Raw genomic sequence first — 26941 nt, 5'->3', positions numbered from 1 at the left:
GCCGCCGTTTGCGTCTGGAGGAGCGCGCCGGCCGCCGGCTCAGGCCGGGAACATCTCGCGCAGCCTGAGCTTGAAGAACTTGCCGGTGGAGGTGCGCGGAATGGCGTCCAGCACCTCATAGCGGTCCGGCAGCTGCCACCTGGCGAAGTGGCCCTCCAGCACCTTGTTGAGTTCTTCCGGCGTCGCCGACTGGCCGGGCTTGAACACCACGCAGGCCAGCGGGCGCTCGTTCCACTTCTCGTGCGGAATGGCGATCACCGCCGCCTCGGCCACCGCCGGGTGCGACATCAGCGCGTTCTCCATGTCCACCGAGCTGATCCACTCGCCGCCGCTCTTGATCAGGTCCTTGGTGCGGTCGGTGATGCGCATGTAGCCCAGCTCGTCGAACACGGCGACGTCGCCGGTGCGCAGCCAGCCGTCCGCGGTGTGCTTGTCCGGGTCATGGTCGAGACGGAAGTAGGAGCCGGTGATGTAGGGGCCGCGGATCTGCAGCTCGCCCGGGGTCTTGCCGTCCCACGGGCACTCCTCGCCCTCCTCGTTGACGATGCGGATCTCCACCAGCGGCGCCGGAATGCCGGCGCAGGCGGCGCGGCGGAACTTCTCGTCATCGCTGGCGTCGGCCAGCTCCGGCTTGATGAAGCTGACGGTGCCGAGCGGCGAGGTCTCGGTCATGCCCCAGCCCTGCAGCAGGGTGACGCCGCGCTCGGCGAAGGCGCGGATGAGGCTCTCCGGCGCGGCCGAGCCGCCGACAAGGCTGCGCATGCCCCTGGGCAGCTCCCAGCGGCCCGGATTGGCCTCCATGAACTGGATCAGCGACAGCCAGATGGTGGGCACGCCCAGCGACAGCGTCGGCTGGGTGGCGACGATCAGGTCGAGCAGGTCGTCGCCGTGCAGGTGCGGACCGGGCATGATCAGGCTGGCGCCGGTGAGCACCGCGGCGTAGGGCATGCCCCAGCAGTTGGCGTGGAACATCGGCGTCACCGCCAGCACGCGGTCGCGGCTGCTCAGGGCGCAGTGGTCCGGCAGGCTCATGGACAGCGAATGCAGCACCGTGGAGCGGTGGGAATAGGCCACGCCCTTGGGCCGGCCGGTGGTGCCGGAGGTGTAGCACAGGCCGATGGCGTCGTTCTCGTCATGGGGCGCCGGGGTGAAGGACTTGCCCCGGTGCGGCGCGATCAGCTTCTCGTAATCGTGCAGCCCCTCCGGAACCTCGCCGCCGCCGAAGGGGAAGACGATGACGTGGTCGAAGGCGTGGTGCTTCGCCACCTGCTGGTACAGCGGCAGCAGCACGTCGTCGACGATCAGCACCCGCGAGCCGGCGTGGCCGGCGATCCAGCCGATCTCCTCGCCGGACAGGCGCAGGTTGAGGGTGTGCATCACCGCCCCGACCAGGGGAATGCCGAAATAGGCCTCCAGATGGGCGTTGTGGTTCCAGCACAGCGTGGCGACGCGGTCGCCGGGCTTCACGCCGAGGCCCTGCAGCGCGTGTGCGAGGGCGCGGGTGCGATCGGCGATTTCAGCGTAAGTCTGGACGCGAAGCGACTTGTCCGGCAGGCGCGAGGTGATGGTCTGCTTGCCGAACAGCCGGTCGAGTCGCTCAAAGATGGTGTTGAGCGACAGCTGCGTCGACATCATCGTGGATTTCATCGTCCGTTGCCTCCCCAGATTATTGTCCTCGCCCGACAGGGCGACCGGATTTTTCGCTGTCCGAGGCATTAGCGGAAGGCGCCTCGCCCGCGCAATTGGAAAAAAGACGCCGTGGGCGCGTGGATTGACGCCGGCGGCGCCCATGCCGCGCGACGCCCTCCGCCCCGCCCTGCCCCGCCTCGCGGACGCAGGTGAAACATGCGGCATGCGGCTGGTTCCGGAGCAGGAGTTTTGCTAGCAAGGCGCAACCGTAACCGTCGGCTCCGCCGACCCGAAGCATCAGGGAAACGCCAATGTCCGAACCCGCCGCCTTTCCGCTCCCCTATGTGTCCCACGACCTTGCCGGCCAGGTCGCGCTGGTGACGGGCGCGTCCTCGGGTCTTGGCCTGCGGTTTGCGAAGGTGCTGGCCGCCTGCGGCGCCAGGGTCGCCATCACCGGCCGCCGCATCGAGCGTCTGGAGAAGGTGGCGGAGGAGATCCGCGCGGCCGGCGGCGAGGCGCTGCCGCTGCAGCTGGACGTGCGCGACGCCGACCAGCTGCTCGAGGTGGTGAAGAAGGCCGAGGAGGCCCTGGGCCTCGTCACCATCCTGGTCAACAACGCGGGCATTCCGGACGCCCAGCGCGCCGTGAAGATGCCGGTGCAGCTGATCGACGACGTGCTCGACACCAACGTGCGGGCGCCGTTCATCCTCTCCTGCGAGTTCGCCCGCCGGCTGATCGCCGCCGGCAAGCCAGGCCGCATCGTCAATATCGCCTCGGCCGCCGCCTATGAATACAACGGCAACGGCGCCGCCCTGTATTCGGTGTCCAAGGCTGCGGTGGTGCGCATCACCGAGACGCTGGCGGTGGAGTGGGCGAAGTTCAACATCAACGTCAACGCCATCGCCCCCGGCGCCTTCCGCTCGGAGATGCTGGAGGGCATGCTGCAGCGCGTCGGCGACATCTCGCAGCACTATCCGCGCAAGCGGCTCGGCGATCCGGCCCAGCTGGACAGCACCCTGCTCTATCTGGTGTCGCCGGCCTCCGAGTGCGTCACCGGCACGTGCATCCGCGTGGACGACGGCCAGCACAGCCGCTGAGGCCGGAACAGGAGAGGCGCCCCGCGGGGGGAGCCTTTTCCCTCCAGGGCGGCGTCGCCGGCGCGGCCCGCCCGGTCAGCGCGGCGACCACATGCGGCCGTTGCAGCGGCCGTCGGCGATCTTGAAGTTGATGGGATCGCACGGAAGGTTGTCCTGCGGGCACAGGCGCTCGCAGATGCGGCCGTCCGGCATGCGCACCGGGCCAGTGCGGACGTCATCAGGCCGGAAACGCGGCGGGGGCGGCTCGCTCCAGCCTGCCCCGGCCGGACCGGCGAACGCGGCCCCGCCTGACATCAGGCCGGCTGCAACTGCGGCGACCAGCATCGCCGGCGTGAATTTTCGCATGCCCATGGCTGCCTCCGTGACGTTTCCGGGCGGACAGCTGTCCGCCTGCGGCGGACGGGCGCTCCAGAAAAGGCCGCGCCGTCGCCGGATGATTCTCCTATATGGAGGGCGCGGGCGGGGGATTACAACCGGGCGCGGCGCCGCCCCGGCGCCGCGCCGGCTTGTGACCGCGCCGGCTCCTGGCGGCGGCGCCTCACGGGCGTCGCGCGGTTTTGCGCGGCGGCCGGTTGATGCTAGGACCACGGTCACGTTCCGGCGCCGGCCCCGGCCGGCGCGCGCTCCTGCGCAGTGGGGATCCGCCCGTCGCGCCAGTCATGTTCCGCATTTTCCGGCGCGCGGCCCCGGGCCGCCTTGCGCCGGGACATGCGCCCAGCCGTGAGTTGAGTCCATGTCGCCGTCGCGTCAGTACGTCCTGTCCCTCTCCTGCCCGAACCAGCCGGGCATTGTCGCGGCCGTCGCCAACACGCTGTTTGCGCTTGGCGGCAACATTCTCGACGCCAACCAGTTCGACGACACCGAAACCGGCGTCTTTTTCATGCGCGTGACCTTCAACGTGGTGGTGGGCGAGGCCGGGCTCGAGGAAGTGCGCAGCGCCTTCGCCGGGCCGGCGGCGCGCTTCGGCATGAAATGGTCGGTGCGCGACCGCGGCGTGCGCCGCAAGGTGCTGCTGCTGGCCTCGAAATTCGACCACTGCCTCACCGACCTCCTGTACCGCTGGCGCATCGGCGAGATTCCCATGGATGTGGTCGGGGTGATCTCCAACCACCCGCGCGAGACCTACGCCATCGCCGATTTCGGCGAGATCCCGTTCCACCACCTGCCGGTGACGCCCGAGACCAAGGCGGCGCAGGAGGACGCCATCCGCCAGATCATCGCCGACACCGGGGCCGAGCTGGTGGTGCTGGCGCGGTACATGCAGATCCTGTCGCCGGAGCTGGCGGACGAGCTGGCGGGCCGCTGCATCAACATCCACCATTCGTTCCTGCCCGGCTTCAAGGGCGCGCGGCCCTATCACCAGGCGCACGCCCGCGGCGTGAAGATCATCGGCGCCACGGCCCATTACGTGACGCGCGATCTCGACGAGGGGCCGATCATCGCCCAGGACGTGGAGCACATCACGCATCAGGACCGCCCGGAGGACCTGATCCGCAAGGGCCGCGACATCGAGCGCCGGGTGCTGGCGCGGGCGATCTCCTGGCACCTGGACGACCGGGTGTTCCTCAACGGCCGCAAGACGGTGGTGTTCCGCGACTGACAGGCGCGTCCGGCGCCGGGGCCCCGGCCCGGGAGGCGCGCGCCTGCCCGCGCCGGCGTCAATGCTCCTGCGCGCCTTCCACGGAGGCTCCGCCTTGCGCGTGAGAAACCCGTCCCCGGCCGCATGTCGCCCCAAACGGGCGCCAGCTCGGGTCATCCGGCGCGCGGGCCCCCTCGCAGCAAAGCGTCGCTTGATGGCGGCGAGCGTGATGTCACGGATGTCGAAGCCGCTGGCGCCCTGGTTACCGCCCGCCAGGCAATCGCCTGCCTGTCGGCGGCGCAGACAATGAATGCGACGCGGACAGTCTCCCCGGTCCGGCAGGTGAGCTCAAACCCGCCAGAACACCAGCACAGGTTCGCGCCCGTGACGATCAGCTTGCCATCGTAGGCATATTCGACAGTTCCCGTGACCTTCGCCGAAGGGGCGCCGGCCGCCTGCGGGCGCCGGAGCCGACAGTGACGGTCCGTTCAGCCGGCGGCGGCGGCAGGGGCCGGCTCCGCCGGATGCGCCTCCCCCTGCCCGCCGACATCACCGTCGCCAGCGTGGCAGGACATCACCCGGCGCCGGGCGCGCAGGGCGAGATAGCCCATGTCGCGCAGGGCCTCGGCTGAAGAAAGTTTCTCCTCCATCATGAAAATCGGCGTGCGGCCGCCCGCCGCTTCGGCCAGCAGCGTCTGTTTCAGCCGGTCGAAAGCGTCGTCCAGCCGCAGCCGCGCCACTGCGAGGCGCCCGGCCGCGTCCGTCGCCGGCCCAACGTCCGTGGACAGGCAGTCCAGCACCGCCGCCCCCAGCGCCGTCCAGCCGGGGCCGGCGTGGCGCACCGGCAGGGCGCCGCGGGCGTGCAGGCGCGCGCCCAGGCCGACGAAATCGTCGAGGTTCTGCGTGGCGCGGATCAGGTCCGGCAGCGCCGCGCTCACCTCCTGCGGCATCGGGGTTTCGCTCAGGTCGCCGATGAACTGGCGGATATGCCCGCCGAGCTGGCGCAACCCCTGGCTTGCGTCGCGGTCAAAACGCCCCTCGCACAGGGCGCGGCGCGCGTGCGCCAGCGCCTCCGCCAGATAGCGGCGCACCTCCAGCAGCAGGCCGCGCGCCGCCAGCGCCGGCACCGGCAGCAGCGTGTCGTCGAGATATTGCGGGGAGCCGACCGACTCGCCCGCCGAGCGGAAGCGGCCCTCCAGCCAGCGGACGAGAAAGTTTCCATAAATCACCAGCAGCGCCACGCCGGCGGCGCTGAACAGCGTGTGGAACGCGGCGAGGGCGAGCGGCGCCGGATCGCCCTCGCCGGCCAGGCTGGCGATCAGGCTGGCGATGCGGCCGCTCACCCACAGGTACGGTTCCAGAAAGACGAAAGCGACGACGGCGGCCACGACGTTGAAGATGACGTGGGAGGCGGCCACCCGGCGCGCCGGCGGCGTGGCGCCGATGGCCGCCATCGCCGCGGTGGAGGTGGTGCCGACGTTGACGCCGATGATCACCGCCGCCGCCGGAACGAGGCCAATGCTCCCCGTTGAGGCCGCCGACAGCACGATGGCGATCGACGCCGCCGACGACTGGGTGAGCAGCGTCAGCGCCAGCCCGCCCAGCGCCAGCAGGCCAAGCGCAGGCCATGAGGCGTCGACGGGGCCGAAGGTCGCCGCGCCTGGCGCCGCGTCGCGGAACGCCTCCTGCAACACGTCCAGCCCCATGAAAAACAGGCCGAAGCCGGCGAGCGCCCGGGCGAGGCCGGCGAGGCGCGGATAACGTTCCCGCGCCAGCAGCTGCGCCAGCGCGCCCACGCCCACCACGGGCAGCGCGGCCGCCGTGACGCTGACGCGCAGGCCGACCAGCGCCACGATCCAGCCGGTCAGCGTCGTGCCGAGATTGGCGCCGGCCACCACCCACACCGCCTGGCGCAGGGTGAGCAGGCCGGCGTTGACGATGCCGACCGTGGCCACCGTGGTGGCGGTCGACGACTGCACGACGCCGGTGACCAGGAAGCCGGCGGCGAAAGCACGCGGCGCGGAGCGCGTCCAGCGCTCGAGGATCACGCGCAGCGTTTCGCCGCCCGCGAACCGCAGCCCGTCCGTCATCTGCCCCATGCCAAGCAGAAACAGCCCCACGCCGCCCAGCAGCGGCGCCAGCGCGCCCAGTGCGTCAGTCATGTTCCCCCTGCGACACGCCGCCGGAGCGGCGCCTTGCCTGCATCGCCCCCGTCCCCGCAGGGGGACGCGACCACGGACGCATCGCCGGAACGGCGGCCCGCCGCCGTCACGCCGTGGGGTGGCGGGCGAGAATGGCCTTCTCGTCCACGCCCTTCGGCAACGTGCCGAAAGTGCGCCCGGCCTGGTCGCGCACGCGCGTTACGACGAAGGCGTCCGCCACGGCGTTCGGAGCGCCGGTCATCAGCAGCGCCGCCTGCAGCAGCAGCGCCATGCGCTCGGCCATGATGCGGGCGTCGCGCTCCGGATAGCCGGCGCGCAGGTCGGCCAGCAGGGCGTCGGCGGCGGCGTCGAAGGCGCCGTCGGCGCCGCGCGCCCGGGCCAGCTCGCTGGCGAAGGCGTCCAGCGCGAGCGGTTCGCGCGCCAGTGTGCGCATGATGTCCAGGGCGATGACGTTGCCCGAGCCCTCCCAGATGGCGTTGAGCGGCGCCTCGCGGAACAGGCGCGGCATGATGCTCTCCTCCACATAGCCGGCGCCGCCGTGACACTCCATGCACTCATAGACGAAATTGGAGTTCCGCTTGGTCAGCCAGTATTTGGCCACCGCCACGGCGAGGCGCGCGAAGGCCCTCTCCTCCCCTTCCGTTGCGTCAAAGGCGCGGGCCACGCGCATGGTCAGCGCCACGGCCGCCTCATACTCCAGGGCGAGATCGGCCAGCACCGTGGCCATCACCGGCTGGTCGGCCAGGTTTTTCTGGAAGGCGCGGCGGTTGCGGGTGTGGTGCAGGGCATGGGCCAGCGCCATGTGCATCATGCCGGTGGTGCCGGCGATGGTGCCGAGGCGGGTGTGGTGCACCATGTCGATGATGACGTTGACGCCGCGCCCCTCCTCGCCGAGCAGCCAGGCGAAGGCGTCGTGATACTCGATCTCGCTGGAGGCGTTGGACCTGTTGCCCAGCTTGTCTTTCAGCCGCATCACATGGATGGCGTTGCGCTCGCCGTTCTCGGTGATGCGCGGAACCAGGAAACAGGAGAGGCCACGGTCCGTATAGGCGAGGGTGAGGAAGCCGTCGCACATCGGCGCCGAGCAGAACCACTTGTGGCCGACGAGGCGGAAGGAGCGGCGCCCGCCGTCCAGCGGAAAGGCGCGGGTGGCGTTGGCGCGCACGTCCGAGCCGCCCTGCTTTTCGGTCATGGCCATGCCCATGGTGACGCCGCGCTTGTCGCGGACCGGACGCAGCTTCGGGTCATAGGTTCCGCCGATGATGCGCTCGAGCCAGGGCCGGGTCAGCGCCTCGTCGCGGCGCAGCGCCGGCACCACGGCGTAGGTCATGTTCATGGGGCACATCACCCCGGCCTCCGCCTGGGTGAACAGCGCCAGCATGGCGGCGTGGGCCACGTGCCGGCCGCGCCCGTCCGCCCGCCACGCCAGGTCGTGCACGCCGTGATCCATGGCCAGCGCCATCAGCTCGTGATAGGCGGGATGAAAGCGCGCCTCGTCGATGCGGCGGCCGAACCGGTCGAACTGGACCAGCTCCGGCGGATAGCGGTTGGCCTGGGCGCCCAGCTCCAGCACCCGCTCGGAACCGGCGTCGGCGCCGAGCCGCATCAGCGGTTCGTGCAGCCAGTCGCCCGCCTCGCGCGCCACGGCCTCGCGCAGCGGCGTGTCGATGGCGTAGAGATTGACGTCGACGAATTCGCCGGGCTGGTTCGTCACCTCATGGGTGGCCAGCACGTTGCGGGGAGCGAAGGCGGGCATGTAATCCTCCCTGAACCTGCGCCAGCGTGGTCGCGGCGCCGCAGGCGCCGCCCGCGTCCGCCGGCGTCATTGCTTGGTCGCGGCGGCGCCGCGACCGGAACATGGGAAAGTTGCTGGAATTGTCCGATATTGTCAATTATGGCAACAAGGCGGCCATCTCCGCGCGCGTGCTGTTGCTGGACCTGTTCACCACGGGCGAGCATGACACGCTGACCTCGCGGCAGCTTAACGCGGTGGGCGCCGCCTTCGGCCTGAGCAGGGAGGCGATGCGCACCGCCCTCGCCCGTCTGCGCGCCGAGGGGCGGCTGCGGGCGGTGGCGCGCGGCGTTTACGCCGCCGGCGCGCAGGGCGACCCGATCCGCGCCCGCGCCGCGGTGTGGCGCCGCCATGTGGAGCGCCGCGTGGCCTGGGACGGCGGCTGGATCGGGGCTGCGATCCGCCCGACGCGGGTGGCGCGCACGCGCTGGCGGCGCACGCAGTGGGCGCTGGAGTTTCTGGGCTTCCGCCAGGACGAGACCGGCCTGTGGCTGCGGCCGGACAACCTGGACGGCGGCGCGCCGGCCGTGGCGGCGGAGCTGGCGGCGTTCGGCGCGGCGCCGTCCATGGCGGTGTTCCGGATGGATCACGTGGCGCCGGCCCATGCGGCGCGCTTCGCGACGCTGTGGGACGTGCAGGCGCTGGCGGCGGGCCATGCGGCCATGACCGCGGCCCTGCGCCGCTCGCGGGCGCAGCTGGGGGAAGGCGCGCCGGCGGCGGTGGAGACGCTGCTGACCGGGCGCCGGGCCATCCGCGAGATCCTGCGCGATCCGCTGCTGCCGCTGGAGCTGGCGGGCCCTGCGACGCCTGACGCCCTGGCCCGGGAAATGGCCGCCTATGACGCCTGCGGCAAGGCGATCTGGCGACGCTTTCTGGCGGAGCTGGCCTGAACGGGGCGTCCGCCCGCCGGCGGCCGTCCGGCGCTCAGCCGCGCCAGCCCAGCGCCCCCATGATGTCGTCGGCGATGACCTGCTCCTCGTCCGTGGGAATGACCATGGCGGTCACGGCGCTGCCGGGGGAGCTGATCACCGGCGCGTTGGCGGCGTTGGCGGCGGCGTCCAGCTTCAGCCCCAGCCATTCCAGCCGGGCGGCGATCATGGCGCGCACCTGGGGCTGGTGCTCGCCGACGCCGGCGGTGAACACGAAGCCGTCCAGCCCGCCGAGGGTGGCGGCGATGCGCGCCGCCTCCCCGGCGATGCGCAGCGCGTACAGCTCCAGCGCCTCGCGCGCTTCCGGCCGGTCGCTGCGCAGCAGCTCGCGCGTGTCGCCGCTGAGGCCGGAGACGCCGAGCAGGCCGGAGCGGTGGTAGAGCAGGTCCGCCAGCGTGTCCGCGGACATGCCTTTCTGCTGGAGCAGGTGCAGCAGAACGCCCGGGTCGAGCGCGCCGCAGCGGGTGGCCATGGGCGCGCCGTCCAGCGTGGAGAAACCCATGCTGACGTCGCGGCTCAGCCCGCCCTCCATGCCGCACAGGCTCACGCCCGAGCCCATGTGCGCCACGATCACCCGTCCGGCCGCCAGCCGCGGCGCCCGCCGCGCCAGCTCCGAGGCGATGGAGGCGCAGGACAGGCCATGGAAGCCGTAACGCTTGACGCCCGCGTCATGCAGCGCCCGCGGCAGGGCGAAGCGCCGGACCAGATCCGCATTGGAGCGGTGGAAGGCGGTGTCGAAGGATGCGGTCTGCGGCAGCTGCGGCCGCATGCGGGCGATGGCCTCCACCAGCCGCAGCGCCTGGGGCTGGTGCAGCGGCGCCAGCGCCGCAAGGGCGCGCATCTTCCCCAGGGTGTCATCATTGATGACCGCCGGCCCGTCGAACAGGTCGCCGCCATGCACCACCCGGTGGCCGACGGCGGCGACGGCCTCAAGGTCGAAATGCCAGGAAAGGCGGCCGAAAGCCTCGGCCAGCACGTCGTCCAGCGCCTCGCCCGGCTCCGCCGCCAGAGCGATGTCGAAATGGTCCGGCCCTTCCGTCAGCTCAAGGCGCAGCGGCCGGTCGCGGAAGTCGATCATGCCCTTGCCGATGCGCCGCGCCGTTCCTCCCTCGCGCGCGAACAGGCCGATCTTCACCGTAGACGACCCGGCGTTGAAGGTCACAAGCAGACGTTCCGGCTCCATGTCCGCCCTCCCCTGGTCCTGCGTTCCGCCGGCCGTTCCGCAGCCTGCGGCGACGCACACACAATCACCGGCCCGGCGGGCCGGCGCAACCGCGCCTTGCGCCGCGCGAAATGGCCATGCCCGCGTCGCGGGCCGGCGCGGCGGGGCGCCTGCGCGCATTTCCCGGAAAGTTTATGTGGACTGTCATGGCGAATATGATCCAGATCAGGCCTGATGGCGTCGTGTCGTGATCACTTTGGGGGGCGGCGCAACGTTCCGCGCCGGACGCGGGGGTCAACACGGTCTCAGGGCGCGGTTCGCGCGCGCCGGCGCGCGGGACCATGGACAGGCCGGGGCTTGCGCTGCAGGATCGCGTTTGGGGCAACATTTGGCGCCTGACGTAAGGGCGCCCGGGAGACGGCCCGGCCAGGGCGGCGCGGCGCCGGCTCCTGCCGGTCCGGGGAAGATTTATGTCTCAGTCATCAGGACGCTGGATTGTGGCGGCGCTGGCGGCGCTCGTCATCGTGGGCGGCGTCGCGCTGTACAGGCGCCTCAACGCTGACGGCCTGCCGGATGGCTTCGCCAGCGGCAACGGGCGCATTGAGGCGGTGGAGATCGACATCTCCGCCAGGTCGCCGGGACGCATTCGCGAGATCCTCGTCGATGAGGGCGATTTCGTCGAAGCCGGCCAGGTGCTGGCGCGTATGGACACCGACGAGCTGGAGGCGCGGCGCAGGCAGGCCGAGGCCGGGCTGCAGCGCGCCGTCATCGCCGTGGAGACCGCACGCAACGTGCTGAAGCAGCGCGAGGCCGAGCGCGAGGCGGCCCAGGCGGTGGTGGCCCAGCGCGAGGCCCAGCTCGACGTGGCCGCCCGCAAGCTGGAGCGCTCCGAGCGTCTGATCCGCACCAACGCCACCAGCCAGCAGACCGTGGACGACGACCGGGCGGCCGAGCGCGGCGCCCGCGCGGCCCTGGGCGCGGCGAAGGCCCAGCTCGCCGCGGTGGAGGCCGGCATCGGCGCGGCGAAGGCGCAGATCGTCGACGCCGAGGCGGCGGTGGAGGCGGCGAAGGCGGCCATCGCCGTCATCACCACCGAAATCAACGACAGCACCCTGCGTTCGCCACGCGCCGGCCGCATCCAGTACCGCGTCGCCCAGCCAGGCGAGGTGGTGGCCGCCGGCGGCCGCGTGCTCAACCTGGTGGACGTGGGCGACGTTTACATGACCTTCTTCCTGCCCACCGCCAAGGCCGGAAAGCTGGCCGTGGGCGCCGACGCGCGCATCGTGCTCGACGCCGCGCCCGATTATGTGATCCCGGCGAAGGTGAGCTTCGTTTCGGACGTGGCCCAGTTCACGCCCAAGACCGTGGAGACCGCCGACGAGCGCGAGAAGCTGATGTTCCGCGTCAAGGCGCGCATCTCGCCGGAGCTGCTGCAGAAATACGTTCGCCACGTGAAAACCGGCGTGCCCGGCGTGGCCTATGTGCGCATTGACCCCGGAGCCAGCTGGCCTGGGCATCTGGCGCATACGGTGAACTGACCATGACGGCGACGCCCGCAGCGGGGGCGCCCGTGGCGCGCCTCAGGGGGGTCAGTCTCAGCTACGGCGCGGTGCGCGCCCTGAAGGGGATTGACCTCGACATTCCCGCCGGCTGCATGGCCGGCGTCATCGGTCCTGACGGCGTCGGCAAGTCGAGCCTGCTGTCGCTCATCGCCGGCGCCCGCGCCATCCAGGCCGGAACCATCGAGACGCTGGGCGGCGACATGGCGCAGAAAGCGCATCGCGAACGGGTCTGCCCGGACATCGCCTTCATGCCCCAGGGGCTGGGCAGGAATCTCTATCCCACCCTGTCGGTGTTCGAGAACATCGACTTCTTCGGCCGGCTGTTCGGCCACGACCGGGCCGAGCGCGAGCGGCGCATCGCCCGGCTGCTGGCCCGCACCGGCATGAGCCGCTTCGCCGGCCGGCCGGCGGGAAAGCTCTCCGGCGGCATGAAGCAGAAGACGTCGCTGTGCTGTTCGCTGATCCATGACCCGGCGCTGCTGATCCTCGACGAGCCGACCACCGGCGTCGATCCGCTGTCGCGCCGCCAGTTCTGGGAGCTGATCGACGACATCCGCGCCGAGCGCCCGAGCATGAGCGTCATCGTCTCCACCGCCTATATGGAGGAGGCGGAGCGCTTCGACTGGCTGGTGGCCATGAACGACGGAACCGTGCTGGCCGCCGGAACGCCGCAGGAGCTGCTGGCGCGCGCCGGCGCCCCCTCCCTCGACGCCGCCTTCATCGCCCTGCTGCCGCCGGAGAAGCGCCAGGGCCACCAGACGGTGGTCATCCCGCCGCGCCAGCCTGGCGCCGGCGCGGAGGAGATCGCCATCGAGGCCGAGAACGTCTCGGTGCGTTTCGGCAGTTTCACCGCCGTCGACAACGTCAGCTTCCGCATCCCGCGCGGCGAGATTTTCGGCTTCCTCGGCTCCAACGGCTGCGGCAAGTCCACCACCATGAAGGTGCTCACCGGCCTGCTGCCGGCCAGCGAGGGCGTGGCCCGCCTGTTCGGCGCCGAGGTGGCCCCCGATGACATCGGGGTGCGCCGGCGCGTCGGCTACATGAGCCAGTCGTTTTCGCTCTACGCCGAGCTGACGGTGCGGCAGAACCTCCAGCTGCACGCCCGTCTGTTCGCCATGCCGGCGGCGGAGATCGACGGGCGCATCGACGAGCTATCCCGCCGCTTCAACCTCACCGGGGTGATGGACGCCCTGCCGGACGCCCTGCCGCTGGGCGTCCGCCAGCGCCTGTCGCTGGCGGTGGCGGTGATCCACCGGCCGGAAATCCTCATTCTCGACGAGCCGACGTCAGGCGTCGATCCGGTGGCGCGCGACGTGTTCTGGCAGCTGCTGTCGGACCTGTCGCGCAGGGACAACGTCACCATTTTCGTCTCCACCCATTTCATGAACGAGGCCGGGCTGTGCGACCGCATTTCACTGATGCACGCCGGCAAGGTGCTGGTGACGGACACGCCCGCGGCCATCACCCGGCGCTGGAACGGCGCCACCCTGGAGGACGCCTTCGTCGCCTGCCTTGAGGAGGCCATCCGGACCGGCGGCGACGGCCAGGGCGCGCCCGCGCCGGAGAAAACCGGCGCCGGGAAGGCCCAGCCGCCAGAAACGGCGGCGCCGTCGCCGCGCCGGCGGCTGTTCAACCTGCGGCGCATGCTGGCCTATACGGCGCGCGAGGCGCTGGAGCTGCGCCGCGACCCCATCCGCGCCACCCTCGCCATCATAGGCAGTGTGCTGCTGATGTTCGTCATCGGCTACGGCATCAATCTCGACGTCGAGAACCTGACCTTCGCGGTGCTGGACCAGGACGACACCACCCTCAGCCGCGAATATGCGCAGCAGATCGCCGGCTCACGCTATTTTGACGAGCGTCCGCCCCTGACCAGCCACGCCGACATGGACCGGCGCATGCGCGCCGGCGAGATCTCGCTGGCCATCGAGATCCCGCCCGGCTTCGCCCGCGACCTGGCGCGCGGCCGGCCGGTTGAGATCGGCGCCTGGATCGACGGCGCCATGCCCACCCGGGCGGAGACGGCGCAGGGCTACGTGCAGGGCGTGCACGCCGGCTGGCTGCAGCAGAAAACCCGCGAGCTGGCGGGCGACGCCGCCACGAAGGGCGCCTTCGACGTCGCCATCCGCTACCGTTACAATCCGGCGGTGGAGAGCCTCACCGCCATGGCCCCGGCGGTGATCCCGCTGCTGTTGCTGATGATCCCGGCCATGCTGGCGGCGCTGTCGGTGGTGCGCGAGAAGGAGCTGGGCTCGATCATCAATTTCTACGTGACGCCGGTGAGCCGGCTGGAGTTCCTCGTCGGCAAGCAGTTGCCATACGTCGCTCTCGCCTTCCTCAACTTCCTGATGCTCACGGCCTTCGCGGTGTTCGTGTTCCGGACGCCGTTCACCGGCAGCTTCCCGGCCTTCGCCCTGGCGGCGCTGGTCTATGTGACGGTGACGACGGCGCTGGGCCTGGTGATCTCCAGCTTCATCCGCAGCCAGATCGCCGCCATCTTCGCCACGGCGCTGCTGACGCTGGTCCCGGCGGTGCAGTTCTCGGGCATCATCGATCCGGTGTCGTCCCTGCAGGGGGCGGGGCGGGTGATCGGCGAGATATACCCGTCCACGTACTTCGTCACCATCGCCCGCGGCGCCTTCTCCAAGGCGCTCGGCTTCAGCGAGCTGGCGCCGCTGATCCTGCCGATGGCGGCGATGGCGCCAGCGCTGCTGGCCGCCGGCGTGCTGCTGCTGCGCAAGCAGGAGAGCTGAGATGAACGTCGCCAACATCGCAAGTCTCGGCGTCAAGGAGCTGCGCGGCCTGCTGCGCGACCCCATGCTGCTGCTGCTGATCGTCTGGGCGTTCTCGGCGTCGATCTACACGGCCTCGCGCGCGCTGCCGGAGACGCTGAACAAGGCGCCCATCGCCATCGTCGACGAGGACGTCTCGCCGGTGTCGGCGCGCATCGGCGGCGCCTTCTACCCACCCTATTTCCTGCCGCCGCGACACATCTCCGCCCGCGAGATGGACGCGCGCATGGACGCCGGCCTCGACACCTTCGCCATCGGCGTCCCGCCCAATTTCCAGCGCGACCTGCTGGCCGGGCGCGCGCCCACCATCCAGCTCAACGTCGACGCCACGCGCATCTCCCAGGCGTTCGCCGGGGCGGGCTACATCCAGTCGATCCTGAACAGGGAGATCAGCGCCTTTCTCAGCCGCGCCGGCGGGACGGCGCCGCCGCCGGTGGAGCTCACCCTGCGCGCCCGCTTCAACCCGGCGCTGGACAAGGCGTGGTTCGGCTCCATCACCAACATGATCTCCTCGGTGACCATGCTGTCGATCATCCTCACCGGCGCGGCGCTGATCCGGGAGCGCGAGCACGGCACCATCGAGCACCTGCTGGTGATGCCTGTGCGGCCGGTGGAGATCATGATCAGCAAGATCTGGTCGATGGGGCTGGTGGTGTGGCTGGCGACGCTGTTCGCCCTGCTGGCGGTGGTGCGCGGGGCGCTGGGCGTGCCGACCCAGGGGTCGCTGGCGCTGTTCATGGCCTGCGTGGCGCTGATGCTGTTCGCAACCACCAGCCTTGGCATATTCCTCGCCACCATCGCCGGCTCCATGCCGCAGTTCGGCATGCTGCTCATTCTCGTCCTGATCCCGCTGCAGGTGCTCTCCGGCGGCATGACCCCGCGCGAGAGCATGCCGGAGATCGTGCAGACGATCATGCTGGCGGCGCCGAACACGCACTTTATCATCATGTCCCAGGCCATCCTGTTCCGGGGGGCCGGGCTTTCGGTCATCTGGCCGCAGGCGCTGGCGCTGCTGGGCGTCGGCCTCGCCCTGTTCTGGCTGGCGCTGCGGCAGTTTCGCCGCTTCCTGAAATGAACGGGCGGCGCGTCCCTGAACCGCACGAGCAACGGAGTCCGTCATGAGCAGCGAACCGCTTCGCGTCAGCGCAAAACCCCTTACGGCGGACGAGCTTTCGCTGGTCGACCGCTACTGGCGGGCGGCCAACTATCTCTCCGTCGGGCAGATTTACCTGATGGACAACCCGCTGCTGCGCGAGCCGCTGAAGCCGGAGCACATCAAGCCGCGGCTGCTCGGCCACTGGGGCACCACGCCGGGGCTCAACTTCATCTATGTCCATCTCAACCGCGTGATCCGCGCCCGCGACGCCAACGTCATCTACATCTGCGGTCCCGGCCACGGCGGTCCGGGCATGGTGGCCAACACCTGGCTGGAGGGAACCTATTCCGAAATCTATCCGGAGGTTCCGCTCAACGAGGCCGGCATGCGCCGGCTGTTCCGCCAGTTCTCTTTTCCCGGCGGCGTGCCCAGCCACGCGGCGCCGGAGACGCCCGGCTCCATCCATGAAGGCGGCGAGCTGGGCTACGCCCTGGCGCACGCCTTTGGCGCCGCCTTCGACAATCCGGACCTGGTGGTCGCCTGCGTGGTGGGCGACGGCGAGGCCGAGACCGGGCCGCTGGCCGCCGCCTGGCACTCCAACAAGTTCCTCAATCCGGTCCGCGACGGGGCGGTGCTGCCGGTCCTGCATCTCAACGGCTACAAGATCGCCAATCCCACGGTGCTGGCGCGCCTGACCGACGGCGAGCTGGACAGCCTGTTCCGCGGCTATGGCTACGAGCCGGTGTTCGTGGAGGGCGACGTGCCGGCGGACATGCACCAGCAGATGGCCGCGGCGCTGGACCTGTGTTTCGACCGGATCGCCGCCATCAAGGCGGCGGCGGCGCTGACCTCGCCGGAGCGGCCGCGCTGGCCGATGATCATCCTGCGCAGCCCCAAGGGCTGGACCGGCCCCAGGGAGGTGGACGGCCTGCCGGTGGAGAACACCTGGCGCTCGCACCAGGTGCCGGTGGCCAACTGCCGCGCCGACCCCGCCCACCGCCAGATCCTGGAGGCGTGGCTGCGCAGCTATGACCCCGACGACCTGTTCGACGCCAGCGGCGCGCCGAAACCGGAGCTGCGGGCGCTGGCGCCGCAGGGCGCGCGGCGCATGGGCGCCAATCCCCACGCCAACGGCGGCCTCCTGCGCCAGGAGCTGAAGACGCCGGACATCCGCGCATACGCCGTCGCCGTGGCGGCGCCGGGAGCTGGCGACGCCGAAGCCACCCGCGTGCTCGGAACATGGCTGCGCGACGTGGTGCGGATGAACGCCGACGCCGCCAGCTTCCGCGTTTTCGGTCCGGACGAGACCGCCTCAAACCGCCTTTCGGCCGTGTTTGAGGCGACGGACCGGGTCTGGATGGCGCGGACCCTGCCCGGCGACGACCATCTCGCCGCCGACGGCCGGGTGATGGAGGTGCTGAGCGAGCACCTGTGCCAGGGCTGGCTGGAGGGCTACCTGCTCACCGGCCGCCACGGCTTCTTCTCCTGCTATGAGGCGTTCATCCACATCGTCGACTCGATGTTCAACCAGCACGCCAAGTGGCTGAAGACGTCGCGCGGGCTGCCGTGGCGCAGGCCGGTGTCCTCGCTCAACTACCTGCTCACCTCCCATGTCTGGCGGCAGGATCACAACGGCTTCTCGCACCAGGATCCGGGCTTCGTCGATCTGGCGGCCAACAAGGGCGCCGACATCGTGCGCATCTACTTCCCGCCGGACGCCAACACCCTGCTGTGGGTGGCCCGTCACTGCCTGCACACCGTGAACCGGGTGAACGTGATCGTCGCCGGCAAGCAGCCGGAGCCCCAGTGGCTGGACATGGACGCGGCCATCGCCCACTGCGAGGCCGGCATGGGGGCGTGGGACTGGGCCGGCACGGAGGACGGGCTGGAGCCGGACCTGGTGATGGCCTGCGCCGGCGACGTGCCGACCATGGAGACGCTGGCGGCGGTGACGCTGCTGCGCGAGGCGCTGCCGCAGCTGCGCATCCGCGTGGTCAATGTGGTGGACCTGATGGCGCTGCAGTCGCCGGAGCAGCATCCGCACGGCGCGCCGCACGGGACCTTCGACGCCCTGTTCACCCGCGACCGGCCGGTGATTTTCGCCTTCCACGGCTATCCGACCCTCATTCACCGGCTGGTGTACCGGCGGGCCAATCACGACAACTTCCACGTGCACGGCTTCATTGAGGAAGGCACGACGACCACGCCGTTCGACATGGCGGTGATGAACCGCATCGACCGCTACCATCTCGCCATCAACGCCATCCGGCGGCTGCCGCTGCGCGGCGACGCGGGCGCGAAGGCGATCGCGGCGTTTGAGGCGAAGCTCGCCGCCCATCACGCCTACGTGCGCGAGCATGGCGAGGACATGCCGGAGATCCGCGAGTGGCGCTGGAGCCCGGCCCGCCGCTGACGGGCGGGCGCGGGGCCTCACGTCAGTTCGACGCGCACCGGCTGGCCGCCGGCGCGCAGCATCTGGGTTTTCCAGCGAAAGCGCGGCGCTTCGTCCGAGGTCAGGGTAAAGCGGGCGCTGGCCAGGAAGGCGACCAGCACCGCCGTCAGCTCCAGCATGGCGAACTGTTTGCCGCCGCACACCCGGGGCCCGAGGCCAAAGGCGACGTCGCCCTGGACCGGCCGTCCGCCAGCGGCCTCCAGATCCGGCGCCCAGGGATCGGCGGGCGACCGCCCGGCGTGACTGACGCCGATGAGCGAGACCAGCACGTTCTGGCCGGCGGCGACCGGCTGTCCGCCGATGACGTCATCGGCCAGCGGCAGCCGCGCCAAGATCGGCGTCACCGGGAAAAGCCGCAGCGTTTCGCTGATGAACCGCCCGAAGCGGGGCCATTGCGCCAGCTTCGCCAATGCGCCCGCCGCAGCGCCGCCCCCGGCCGGACAGCCGCGCGCCAGAAGGCGGCGCCTCCTCCCGCAGCGACTCCTGCAGCTGCGGATAGCGCGCCAGCAGCCATGTCGCCCAGCCGATGGTCGCGGCGGAAGCCTCGGAGCCGGCGGCGAGAAAGGTGATCATCTCATGCTCGAGCACCATGCCGGCGCGGCGCTCCCGGTCCGCCTCGCGCAGGCGCTCCGCCAGCGGCTGGCCGTCCAGCGCCGGGCTGCGGAAAAACCGCATCATCTCCAGCACCTGGCGGCGGCTGCGCAGCAGCTCCGGCAGCCGGTCGCGGAACTGGCGGCCGGTTTCGCCCTCGGGGATGAAGGAATATTCCGAGGCGAAGGTCATGGCCTCGGCCAGCAGGCGCATGTCGACGCCGCTCTCCGCGAGGGAGCGGCCGAAAAAACTGCGCAGCAGGATGTCGGCGGTGAGGTCGCGCAGGGCGTCGTCGCTGAGCCGCTGCGCGCCGCGCGCGCCCGCCTCCGCCAGCGCCCGCAGCGTGACCAGCGCCCGCCCGGTCGCCACGGCGAACGCGTGCTCCCGGTCAAAGCGGTTGAACGCCGGCTGGGTCAGCGCCCGCCGCGCCTCCCACGCCTCGCCGTCCTCGGAAAAGCGCGAGGCGCCCAGGGTGCGGCGGAACCAGGCCATGTTCTTCACGTAATTGCGGGCGTTGCGCCGCAACACGTGGTCGGCGCCGGCCGGCGACTGGACCAGAAACACCTCCACGCCGTTCAGCGTTATGAAGCAGTTCTGGCCGTTGCGCGCGCGCGCCAGATCGTAAAGCAGGCCGCAGACCTGTTCACTGTCCTGCATCCGCGCGCTCCAGCAGGGCCGCGAGGTCGCGCAGGGTCTCCACCTCCATGACGCGCACCGGATCGATCTCGCGGCCGGAATGCCGCTCGATCTCGAGGGTGATCAGCTCAAAGGTCAGGCTGTCCAGCGCGCCGATGGAGCTGAAACGGGCGTCCAGGTCCACATGCTCGCGCGGCAGGAACAGCGCGCCGGCGACAATGTCCCGGAGCGTCTCCAGGGTTTGGGGCGAAACCTCCGGCGTCATTCATAAACTCCTTCCAGCCAGACGCGCCGCGCCTGCGCGCGCGCCACTTTTCCCGATGAGGTGACCGGCAGGCCGCGCGGCGGCGCCAGCGCCACCCGCGCGGCGATCCCCAGGGCGGACGCCAGCGCCGCCGCTACGGCGACGCGGATGGCGTCGCGCTGCGCCGGGTCGCGGACGCCGGTTTCGATCACCGTCACCACGTCGTCGTCCACGCCGTTGGGCGCGCCGAACGCCGCCACGTCGCCCGGGCGGACGCCGGCGGCGCGCTCGGCCAGCAGTTCGATGTCCCGCGGCCACAGGTTGCGGCCGCGCTGGATGATCACCTCGCGGGCGCGGCCGGTGACGCGCAGCCCGTCGGCGTCCATGCGGCCGATGTCGCCGGTGTCGAGAAAGCCCTCCGCGTCCTGCAACGCCAGCGCCTGGCCCGGACCGGCCAGAACATGGCGGGCGACGCTCGGCCCGCGGACCAGGATCCGCCCCTCCGCTCCCGCGCCCACCGGCCGGCCGGCGGCGTCCGCGACGCGCAGTTCGTGCCCCGGCAGCGGAAAGCCGCAGCTCACGGCCTGCCCGTCGCCGGTCAGCGGACCGGCGTCCAGCGGCGCGAAGGTCACGGCGAGCACGCTCTCGGCGAGGCCGTAGCTGGGCACGAAGGCGCTGCGGCGGAAGCCGGCCGGCGCCAGGGCCGCGGCGAAGGCGTCCAGCAGGTCGATCCGCACCATGTCGCCGCCCACGCCGGCCACCCGCAGCCGGTCAAGGCGCAGCTCCCCGGCGCGGTCACGCAGGCGGCCGGCGGCGAGCCCCCAGGCGAAAGGCGGCCCGTAAGTGATGGTGGAGCCGCATGCCCCCATCAGCGCCGGCCACAACTCGGGCCGGCGGGCGAAGGCCGCCGGCGCCAGACAGTCGACGCTGCACGGCGCGAACATGGGCGCGATGGAAAAGCCGACCATGCCCATGTCGTGATACAGCGGCAGCCACGAGAAGGCGCGGTCGCCGGGCTGCAGGCGCAGGCCGTGGCGGACGATGGCGGCGGCGTTGGCGCAGACGGCGGACTGCAGGTTCAGCACCCCCTTCGGCTCCGCCGTGGAGCCGGAGGAAAACTGCACGTAGGCCAGGTCGTCGGGCCCGGCCGGCTGCGGCGCGCCGGCGGCCGGCAGGGCGTCGATCTCGTCCCAGGAGAATGCGCGCCAGGCGGCGGCCTGCCCTGAGTGGTCGCCGATACCGGCCGCCCTGAGGGCGGCGGGCATGATCACCGCGCGCGCCGACGCCGCCCTGGCCAGGGCGTCGATGCGCGCGGCGCAGGCGGCGCGCCCCCCCGGAAACATGCTGTAAGGCAGCGGACACGGAACCAGACCCGCATACTGGCAGGCATAAAAGAAGCGGATGAAATCCGGCGAGGTTTCTGCGACCAGACCGACGAAATCTCCCCGCTGCAGCCCTGCGGCGGCGAAACGCGGCGCAAGACGCAGCGCCGCCTCCCGCAGCTCCCGGTAAGACAGGAGGGCGGCCTCCTGGCCGCGGGCGTCAAAAAAACGCAGGCCTTCAGACGAGCGCGCCGCCTGTTCAAGCGCTTCCACGAGCGTGGCGGGCATGGCGGTCATGGCGGAAATGCTCCCGGAGGCACGCCGCGGAAGGCGGAGAAAACGAGAATGTCGACCCGCCGGCCATCCGGCGCGCGGCATTCCTGGCGCAGGCGCGCCTCGAGAATGAAGCGCGGCGTGTCCTTGAAGTTGAACAGCATGCGGAAATTGCGCGCCACGATCCGCGCCGACATCTTGTCGAGCCCGCGCCGGTCAAAGAAATCGTCGAGCAGCACGTCGATCGTCGCCCACAGCACGCCGCGACCCCGGTATTCGTCGCGACCGATGCCCGTGGTGATCTGGCCGACATTGTGCGCGGGATCGACGTCGATGGTGTAAAAGCCGATCAGCTGGCCTGACGCGCGTTCAAAAATGCCGGTGATGAAATGGCGCCAGTTGTCGAAACGGGCGACCATCTGGCGCAGGCTGTCGACGGTGAAGGCGAGCCCCCCCAGGTTGAGCCCGCGCGTCATGACGTCGTCGTTGAACCAGGAGACCATGTCGTCCGTCACGTCGGCGGGGGTGAGGCTGCGCAGGTCAAACGGCCCGGAGACGAGCGACACGGGGCCGCCGGTGAAACCGCGCGGCGCCGGCGGCGGAGCGGCCGCGGGGGGCGCGGGGCGGGCGCTGACGGGAACGACGACCGGACGGCGGGTCATCAGGCGGCCTCCCCCTGCGCCGCCCGCCCGACGCGGGCGAGCAGCAGCTCCCCCAGCAGCGGCCAGCACTGCTGCGACAGGGTCTGCATGAGCGCGGCGTCCAGCAGGCCGCTACGGAACCAGCGCGTCGCCACGGCGTCCGGCAGCCGGCGCAGGGCGGCGGCGTCGATGGTGAGAAATCCGTCCACCGTGCGCGTCGCGCCGCCGGGGAACGCGTATTCCCTGCGGCCGGGAACCAGCAGCTTCTCCTCCTGCAGCGCCTGGACGAAGGCCAGCGTGCGCTGCTCCTCGTCATGCGCGCCGGCGCACATCGCCGCCGCCTCGCGCGCCAGCGCGGCGGCCTCGCCGCTGTCGTCAAACAGGCGCTGGCGGGCGGGCGCGCTGTCGCTGATGCGGCTGCAGGCCATGTCGACGGCCAGCACCGGATCGGCGCCGGCGCCGTCCGGCCAGGCCAGCAGGAACGGATAGCGCCGCAGCCAGCCGGGAACGTGAACGCCGCCCAGCCAGCGCCCGGCTCCATCCACCAGAAGGTTCTCTCCCGGACGCAGGCCGGTGATGACCACCGGGCTCAGGACGCCGGAGCCGGCGAAGACAATCGGCAGATGCCGGCCGATGGCGGCGAACTCGCTGACGCCGACGGGAATCGCCGTCGCCTCGCGCGCGAACGCGACGTCGCTGGCGGGCAGCAGCCCGAGTTGCCGGTGCTGGTCGGCGCACAGCGGTGTCAGCTGGTGATAGAGCGGCGGCGACATGATCTTCCCCGTGTCCTTTCTGACCGCCGGAAGCGGTTTTGCGGCGGCGGACCGTCCGCCGCCGCTCCCTGGCGACATTGACCCGGGCGAGATGGCCCGTGGCGACACGGCCCTGCGCCGGCGAAACGCGCGGCGGGGCCCCGCGTTCCGCGCCGCGCCGGCGGCGCCTCACCAGCTGACGCGCAGCCCGGCGCGACCGCCGTAACGCTGCGACCTGCGTCCGTCGAAAGACTTCTCATAGTCGAGCGAGGCGAAGACAGCGGCGTTGGCGGTGATGACGGTATTGAAGCCAACCGAGACCTGGCCCCATGTGGCGCCGGCCCCGGGCGAGAGCCGCACGCCGGCCGCCTGGTCATAGGCGCGGAACTCCACGTCGCCGCCATCGCCAAACTGCCGCAAGAGACTGGCGCGCGCCCACAGCTGCGTGCGCCGCCCCCACCCGTCCGTCCATTCATTGGCGAGGCGCGCGCCGATGCGGCCGATGCCGACGTTGACGCTGGCGTAATGCGCCCAGCCGTAGCGGTCCGCCACGTCGTCGACCTGGATGTTGTGATAGATCAGCTGCGCCTGCGGCTCGATGCTCCAGCCGCCGCCAAGGGCGAAGGGATAGCCGCCCTCCAGCGAGGCGCTCAGCGTCCGGCTGCCGGCCCCGTAGCTGACGCCGTACACGGAGACCGCCCTTTCGTTCGCGGACCAGGAGACCTGGGCGACCGCGTCCACATACCAGCCGCTGGCGCCGATGAGCGTTCCATAAGCGCCGACGGCGTAGAAGTCGCTGTCACTGCGGCCGGCGCGCGGCAGATAGACGCCGCCGACGTCGCCGCGCACGCGGCCGGCGCCGATGAAGGTGCCGAAACGCGCCGTCGCGCCGTGCGGGGCCGCGATCCTCAGAAGGTCCACGCCCGCCTGGACGCCGCCCAGATCGACGCCCACGGCCGGACCATGGCTGAGGAAGCGCGCCAGACTCCGGCCGGGCGTCCCGGCGCGGTCGCCCTTGTCGCCGGAGAAGCCGAACACGCGCGCCCAGGCGCCGCCGTCGGCGCCGGACGGCGTGACCAGCCGGCCGCCAGCCCGGTCGTGATAGGAGCCCAGCATGCTGGTGGCGAACTGGCTGGCGAGGACTGGCGCGGCCATGGCCAGCGCCGCTTCGGCGCGATAGTTCGGCAGCGGAACAGGCGCAGGGTCGTCTCCGCCGCCGCCACCGTCACCACCGCCGCCGCCACCACCACCGTCACCACCACCGCCGCCGCCACCGCCGCCACCGCCCTCATAGACGGAGCGCAGGTACCAGGATCCGTCGTCCGTGGTCGTCCCGCCCTGGTAAAGCGCATATTCATAGGCGCCTGCGGCGAGCCTCTGCGCCAGGGCGAACGTACCGGCCGAGGCGCCCCTGACCTCGATCACCTGGATGCCGTCGCCGGTGGTCAGCGCGCCTGACCCGCCGACATTGGTGACGGAGAGAAGCGAGAAGCCGCTGGTGGCGCCTTCAACCACCATCCGGTCGGTCGCCGAGCTGGAGTCGCCCAGCACGGTGTTGATGTGGAGCGCGCCGCCAAGGCCGGCGTAATCGCCCGCCACGGTGAGCGTCGCCCCCGGCGCGCCGCCAAAGAGGACGGAGCCGGCGTTGGAGAGGGCGCCGACGGTCTGGTCAAAGCCGGCGAGGTCGAGCGCGCCGCCGCTGGCGACCTGATGATGCGAGGCGGGGCTGAAGGCGCCGGCGGCCGCCGCCCGCAGCGTCGCGCCCGGGCCTGTCACCGTGTCGCCGGCGTAGCTGTTGGCGCCTCCGAAGGTCTGGACGCCGCCGGTGACGCTGACGCCGCCCGCGCCGCGGATTTCGCCGTCGAAACGGTCGGCCGCCGCGGTGATCTCAAGGCGCTGGTCGCCAAGGGTGACCAGGCCGAAGGGCCGCCCGCGAGACTGCGGATCGCCGCGCCCGCGGCCGTCGCCGAGATGTCGAAACCGGCGCTGGCGACGACGCGCGCCGCGCTGGCCAGCGCGCCGTCGCTGGCGAGCGCCAGCACGCCTTCCGCGATGCGCGCCTCGCCGGTGAGCCCGTTCGGACCGGTCAGGGTCAGCGCGCCGGCGCCGCGCTTCTCGATCGCGCCGGCGCCGCTGACGGCGCCCGCCTGCGTGGCGCTGGCCCCGGCGGCCACGCCAAGGCCAAGCGTGACGCCCTCCGCCACGGCGACCTCATTGACGATGCGCACGCCCGCGCCATAGAGCAGGGCGCTGTCGCCCAGGGCTTCGACGGACGCGGCGCCGATCGCGCCATCGTGGCCAAGGCCCAGCGCGCCGCCAAACAGCCGCGCCTGGCCGCTGAAGCCCGGATAGGGACCGTCGGCCTCGTCGTCAAAGCTAAATGTGTCGCGATCGAAAACCCGCTTCGTCCGGGTGAACGGCAGGCGGTTGTCGACATTGATCCAGGTTTCGCCGGCATAAACCTCGATGGCGCCTTCGCCGCTGAGGCGCAGGTCGAAATCCAGACCGGTATCGGTGTGACTGAACACGACGCGTCCGTCGCCGGCGCCAAAGGCGACGCCCGCCGCCTTAATGACGCCCGGCGCCGCGGGCGTTTCGCCGGCGCGCGCGCCGATGACCACCGCGCCGGAGGCGCCGATGCCGTCGGCGATGAAAATCATGCCGCTGGGGGTCACCGACGCGCTCGCCATGCCGGGTTGCGAGAAGTCGAAATCAACCGACACCTGGCCGACCTCCAGGGAGCCCCCGTCGCTGACGACGACGAGGCCGTCGCCGCCGCGTCCGACATGGAGATCTCCGGTCGAGCCGTCCGCCCGTTCATCAGGCTCGACAGCGTATGGCGCGCTCACGCCGCCGACCAGCAGGCGGGAGTCCTGGCCGGAAATGGTGATCTCGCCGGAGCCGCCGTCATAGCCGACCACCGTCTCGCGCGGAACGTCGCTGCCGAGCAGCAGCGAATAGGAAAGCCCCTTGCCGCCCGAAAGGATGTTGAGCCGCCCGGCGCTGCCAGCGCCGGCGCCAGCCACGAGCCCGCCAGCGAAGGACACGCCGCTCCCATCCGTCACGCGCACCGTTCCGTCGCCGCCGTCGGCGCCAATGACCGTCGTTGCGGGCACAGGCGGCAGGAAAGGATCCGCAAGCGAGACGCCGACGCCGGACGCAACCTTTCCGCCGGACAGCACGTTCACCACGCCGCGGGAGCCAGGACCGTCGCCGACGGCGACGGCGTAACCGTCGACGCCCGGGACGCCGTAAGCCGCCGCGACAAACGCGCCGTCGACATTGATCTCGCCGTCGCCGCCCTCGCCGCCGACGGTCAGCCGGGAGGTGAAGACGCCGGTCCCCGGAAACGTCAGGAGCCCGGGATTTTTGCCCGCCTGAAAGATATTGACGACACCGGTGGAGCCGGCGCCATGTCCGACGGACACGCGGCTGTTTTCGTCGCCGGTCGTGGTGAGGAAGAGAACGGCGTACATGTCCTCCTGCTGTGTCGGCAGGTATATGTTCATGACGCCGGCGCCGCCGTCCTGGCCGACGACTACCCTGTCGTTGCCCAGACTGCTCCAGACGCCATCGCCGCTCTGCGCCGTCAACGTAACGTCGATCCGGCCGCCGGCGCCGGAAGGGCCAACAATGATCTGCGACGCCTCCGGTACAGACGCCGCGCCCGGCCCGAAGTTCAGCGCCGGAAAGCTGGCGTCGCCGGCTCCGATAATGGCGGTGTCGTCGTATCCGGGGACCTGGGCGGGATTCCAGTTCGCCGCATTTTCCCACTCGCTGTCGAGACCGTTTCCGGTCCAGCGCACCTCCTGCGCTCCGGCGACGCCGGCAAGGCCGCACAATGCGGAGGATGCGAGCAGGACCCGTTTCATGGGGGCGCTCGCCGTCCATAAGTGACGCAACATTCTCTTGCCCCCTGGTGCGCGGCCATGCGTGACGCGGAGCCCGTTTCCACCCGGCTCCCGCATTCGCTCCGCCGCAAATGTCATCGACATGATTGTCGCAAGACGTCCGTCAACCTAGGCGGAAACACCTGAAAAACGATCATCACGTTTCTGTCATGACCGGTATTTTTCGCGGAATATGCCAATATGAACCGAAATTTTTACGTATTTTTTCGGTTGTTTGGCTGCGAAAATCTGGCATCTCCTTAGAGGTAAAATACAGAAAAGTCATGTTGCGCCAACGACCTGGGCGGCGGGCCAGCGGTCCCCGCCGGCGCGGACCGGC

20 protein-coding genes are annotated in these 26941 nt (G+C 71.0%); 7 read left to right on the top strand and 13 right to left on the bottom strand.

All coding sequences use genetic code 11. The features are described 5' to 3' along the window. Positions 1-39: 39 nt before the first annotated feature. A complete protein-coding gene (locus ACFFJB_RS01120) occupies positions 40-1647 on the bottom strand; it encodes a long-chain fatty acid--CoA ligase (RefSeq protein WP_376828847.1) in 1608 nt (535 codons plus the stop codon). 293 nt (positions 1648-1940) lie between these two features. Between ACFFJB_RS01120 and ACFFJB_RS01115 the strand changes: the two genes are divergently transcribed. Continuing rightward, a complete protein-coding gene (locus tag ACFFJB_RS01115) occupies positions 1941-2726 on the top strand; it encodes an SDR family NAD(P)-dependent oxidoreductase (protein WP_376828845.1) in 786 nt (261 codons plus the stop codon). A gap of 75 nt (positions 2727-2801) precedes the next feature. On the opposite strand, the gene ACFFJB_RS01110 is transcribed toward ACFFJB_RS01115, so the two are convergent. Beyond that, a complete protein-coding gene (locus ACFFJB_RS01110; RefSeq protein ID WP_376828843.1) occupies positions 2802-3077 on the bottom strand; it encodes a hypothetical protein in 276 nt (91 codons plus the stop codon). Between the two features lie 382 nt (positions 3078-3459). On the opposite strand from ACFFJB_RS01110, the gene purU reads away from it, so the two are divergent. After that, entirely contained in the window at positions 3460-4326 is an 867-nt protein-coding gene (purU, locus tag ACFFJB_RS01105) for a formyltetrahydrofolate deformylase (RefSeq protein WP_376828841.1), read from the top strand. Positions 4327-4793: 467 nt separating this feature from the next. Here the strand turns inward: purU and ACFFJB_RS01100 are convergent, their stop codons facing one another. Together ACFFJB_RS01100 and ACFFJB_RS01095 are read right to left on the bottom strand one after the other, a co-directional pair. Further along, positions 4794-6467: a Na/Pi cotransporter family protein gene (locus tag ACFFJB_RS01100; RefSeq protein ID WP_376828839.1), complete on the bottom strand. Its 1674-nt coding sequence runs from the start codon at positions 6465-6467 to the stop codon at positions 4794-4796. A gap of 106 nt (positions 6468-6573) precedes the next feature. Beyond that, positions 6574-8223, bottom strand: a complete 1650-nt coding sequence (locus tag ACFFJB_RS01095) for an acyl-CoA dehydrogenase family protein (RefSeq protein WP_376828837.1) — start codon at positions 8221-8223, stop codon at positions 6574-6576. A 119-nt stretch (positions 8224-8342) separates the two neighbouring features. Here ACFFJB_RS01095 and ACFFJB_RS01090 point away from each other — a divergent pair, with 119 nt between their 5' ends. Beyond that, the gene (locus ACFFJB_RS01090) at positions 8343-9149 is read left to right on the top strand and encodes a type IV toxin-antitoxin system AbiEi family antitoxin domain-containing protein (protein ID WP_376828835.1); all 807 of its coding nucleotides are present in this window, start codon (positions 8343-8345) and stop codon (positions 9147-9149) included. Positions 9150-9183: 34 nt separating this feature from the next. Here ACFFJB_RS01090 and ACFFJB_RS01085 read toward each other — a convergent pair whose 3' ends face one another. Continuing rightward, positions 9184-10371 carry an acetate/propionate family kinase gene (locus ACFFJB_RS01085; protein WP_376828833.1) on the bottom strand — a complete coding sequence of 396 codons (1188 nt, stop codon included), beginning with the start codon at positions 10369-10371 and terminating at the stop codon, positions 9184-9186. Positions 10372-10820: 449 nt separating this feature from the next. Here ACFFJB_RS01085 and ACFFJB_RS01080 point away from each other — a divergent pair, with 449 nt between their 5' ends. From ACFFJB_RS01080 to ACFFJB_RS01065, 4 genes are read left to right on the top strand one after another with little or no spacing between them, the layout of a single operon-like run. Beyond that, a complete protein-coding gene (locus ACFFJB_RS01080) occupies positions 10821-11888 on the top strand; it encodes an HlyD family secretion protein (RefSeq protein ID WP_376828831.1) in 1068 nt (355 codons plus the stop codon). A 2-nt stretch (positions 11889-11890) separates the two neighbouring features. Next, a complete protein-coding gene (rbbA, locus tag ACFFJB_RS01075) occupies positions 11891-14665 on the top strand; it encodes a ribosome-associated ATPase/putative transporter RbbA (protein WP_376828829.1) in 2775 nt (924 codons plus the stop codon). Between the two features lies 1 nt (position 14666). Next, a complete protein-coding gene (locus ACFFJB_RS01070; protein ID WP_376828827.1) occupies positions 14667-15779 on the top strand; it encodes an ABC transporter permease in 1113 nt (370 codons plus the stop codon). Positions 15780-15822: 43 nt separating this feature from the next. Then, entirely contained in the window at positions 15823-18213 is a 2391-nt protein-coding gene (locus ACFFJB_RS01065; RefSeq protein ID WP_376828825.1) for a phosphoketolase family protein, read from the top strand. A 17-nt stretch (positions 18214-18230) separates the two neighbouring features. Here the strand turns inward: ACFFJB_RS01065 and ACFFJB_RS01060 are convergent, their stop codons facing one another. The 8 genes from ACFFJB_RS01060 to ACFFJB_RS01025 all read right to left on the bottom strand — a co-directional run bounded on the left by ACFFJB_RS01060 (position 18231) and on the right by ACFFJB_RS01025 (position 26583). Further along, complete coding sequence (locus ACFFJB_RS01060; protein WP_376828823.1) at positions 18231-18584, bottom strand: cytochrome P450; 354 nt, start codon at positions 18582-18584, stop codon at positions 18231-18233. Further along, positions 18559-19500: a cytochrome P450 gene (locus tag ACFFJB_RS01055; RefSeq protein ID WP_376828821.1), complete on the bottom strand. Its 942-nt coding sequence runs from the start codon at positions 19498-19500 to the stop codon at positions 18559-18561. Before ACFFJB_RS01055 ends, ACFFJB_RS01060 begins: the two co-directional genes overlap by 26 nt. Further along, positions 19487-19744, bottom strand: a complete 258-nt coding sequence (locus tag ACFFJB_RS01050) for an acyl carrier protein (RefSeq protein WP_376828819.1) — start codon at positions 19742-19744, stop codon at positions 19487-19489. Before ACFFJB_RS01050 ends, ACFFJB_RS01055 begins: the two co-directional genes overlap by 14 nt. Further along, positions 19741-21342, bottom strand: a complete 1602-nt coding sequence (locus ACFFJB_RS01045) for an AMP-binding protein (RefSeq protein WP_376828817.1) — start codon at positions 21340-21342, stop codon at positions 19741-19743. The genes ACFFJB_RS01050 and ACFFJB_RS01045 overlap by 4 nt, the downstream gene beginning before the upstream one ends. Beyond that, complete coding sequence (locus tag ACFFJB_RS01040) at positions 21339-21980, bottom strand: GNAT family N-acetyltransferase (protein WP_376828815.1); 642 nt, start codon at positions 21978-21980, stop codon at positions 21339-21341. Before ACFFJB_RS01040 ends, ACFFJB_RS01045 begins: the two co-directional genes overlap by 4 nt. Further along, complete coding sequence (locus ACFFJB_RS01035) at positions 21980-22732, bottom strand: SapC family protein (protein WP_376828814.1); 753 nt, start codon at positions 22730-22732, stop codon at positions 21980-21982. Before ACFFJB_RS01035 ends, ACFFJB_RS01040 begins: the two co-directional genes overlap by 1 nt. Positions 22733-22900: 168 nt before the next feature. Then, a complete protein-coding gene (locus ACFFJB_RS01030) occupies positions 22901-24487 on the bottom strand; it encodes an autotransporter family protein (protein ID WP_376828812.1) in 1587 nt (528 codons plus the stop codon). Beyond that, positions 24484-26583, bottom strand: a complete 2100-nt coding sequence (locus ACFFJB_RS01025; RefSeq protein WP_376828810.1) for an autotransporter outer membrane beta-barrel domain-containing protein — start codon at positions 26581-26583, stop codon at positions 24484-24486. The genes ACFFJB_RS01030 and ACFFJB_RS01025 overlap by 4 nt, the downstream gene beginning before the upstream one ends. Positions 26584-26941: the final 358 nt, after the last annotated feature.

This window comes from Camelimonas abortus (genome assembly GCF_042432745.1).
Lineage (GTDB): Bacteria > Pseudomonadota > Alphaproteobacteria > Rhizobiales > Beijerinckiaceae > Camelimonas > Camelimonas abortus.
The sequence above is the reverse complement of the archived record's forward strand: the minus strand, read 5'-3'. Positions and strand labels throughout refer to the sequence as shown.

Coding starts and splice junctions, on each gene's coding strand:
- ACFFJB_RS01085 (WP_376828833.1), bottom strand. CDS start 10,371: ATGGAGCCGGAACGTCTGCTTGTGACCTTCAACGCCGGGTCGTCTACG.
- ACFFJB_RS01035 (WP_376828814.1), bottom strand. CDS start 22,732: ATGTCGCCGCCGCTCTATCACCAGCTGACACCGCTGTGCGCCGACCAG.
- ACFFJB_RS01025 (WP_376828810.1), bottom strand. CDS start 26,583: ATGAAACGGGTCCTGCTCGCATCCTCCGCATTGTGCGGCCTTGCCGGC.
- ACFFJB_RS01070 (WP_376828827.1), top strand. CDS start 14,667: ATGAACGTCGCCAACATCGCAAGTCTCGGCGTCAAGGAGCTGCGCGGC.
- ACFFJB_RS01115 (WP_376828845.1), top strand. CDS start 1,941: ATGTCCGAACCCGCCGCCTTTCCGCTCCCCTATGTGTCCCACGACCTT.
- ACFFJB_RS01055 (WP_376828821.1), bottom strand. CDS start 19,500: ATGCAGGACAGTGAACAGGTCTGCGGCCTGCTTTACGATCTGGCGCGC.
- ACFFJB_RS01120 (WP_376828847.1), bottom strand. CDS start 1,647: ATGAAATCCACGATGATGTCGACGCAGCTGTCGCTCAACACCATCTTT.
- purU (WP_376828841.1), top strand. CDS start 3,460: ATGTCGCCGTCGCGTCAGTACGTCCTGTCCCTCTCCTGCCCGAACCAG.
- ACFFJB_RS01050 (WP_376828819.1), bottom strand. CDS start 19,744: ATGACGCCGGAGGTTTCGCCCCAAACCCTGGAGACGCTCCGGGACATT.
- ACFFJB_RS01045 (WP_376828817.1), bottom strand. CDS start 21,342: ATGACCGCCATGCCCGCCACGCTCGTGGAAGCGCTTGAACAGGCGGCG.
- ACFFJB_RS01110 (WP_376828843.1), bottom strand. CDS start 3,077: ATGGGCATGCGAAAATTCACGCCGGCGATGCTGGTCGCCGCAGTTGCA.
- ACFFJB_RS01095 (WP_376828837.1), bottom strand. CDS start 8,223: ATGCCCGCCTTCGCTCCCCGCAACGTGCTGGCCACCCATGAGGTGACG.
- ACFFJB_RS01040 (WP_376828815.1), bottom strand. CDS start 21,980: ATGACCCGCCGTCCGGTCGTCGTTCCCGTCAGCGCCCGCCCCGCGCCC.
- ACFFJB_RS01100 (WP_376828839.1), bottom strand. CDS start 6,467: ATGACTGACGCACTGGGCGCGCTGGCGCCGCTGCTGGGCGGCGTGGGG.
- ACFFJB_RS01065 (WP_376828825.1), top strand. CDS start 15,823: ATGAGCAGCGAACCGCTTCGCGTCAGCGCAAAACCCCTTACGGCGGAC.
- rbbA (WP_376828829.1), top strand. CDS start 11,891: ATGACGGCGACGCCCGCAGCGGGGGCGCCCGTGGCGCGCCTCAGGGGG.
- ACFFJB_RS01080 (WP_376828831.1), top strand. CDS start 10,821: ATGTCTCAGTCATCAGGACGCTGGATTGTGGCGGCGCTGGCGGCGCTC.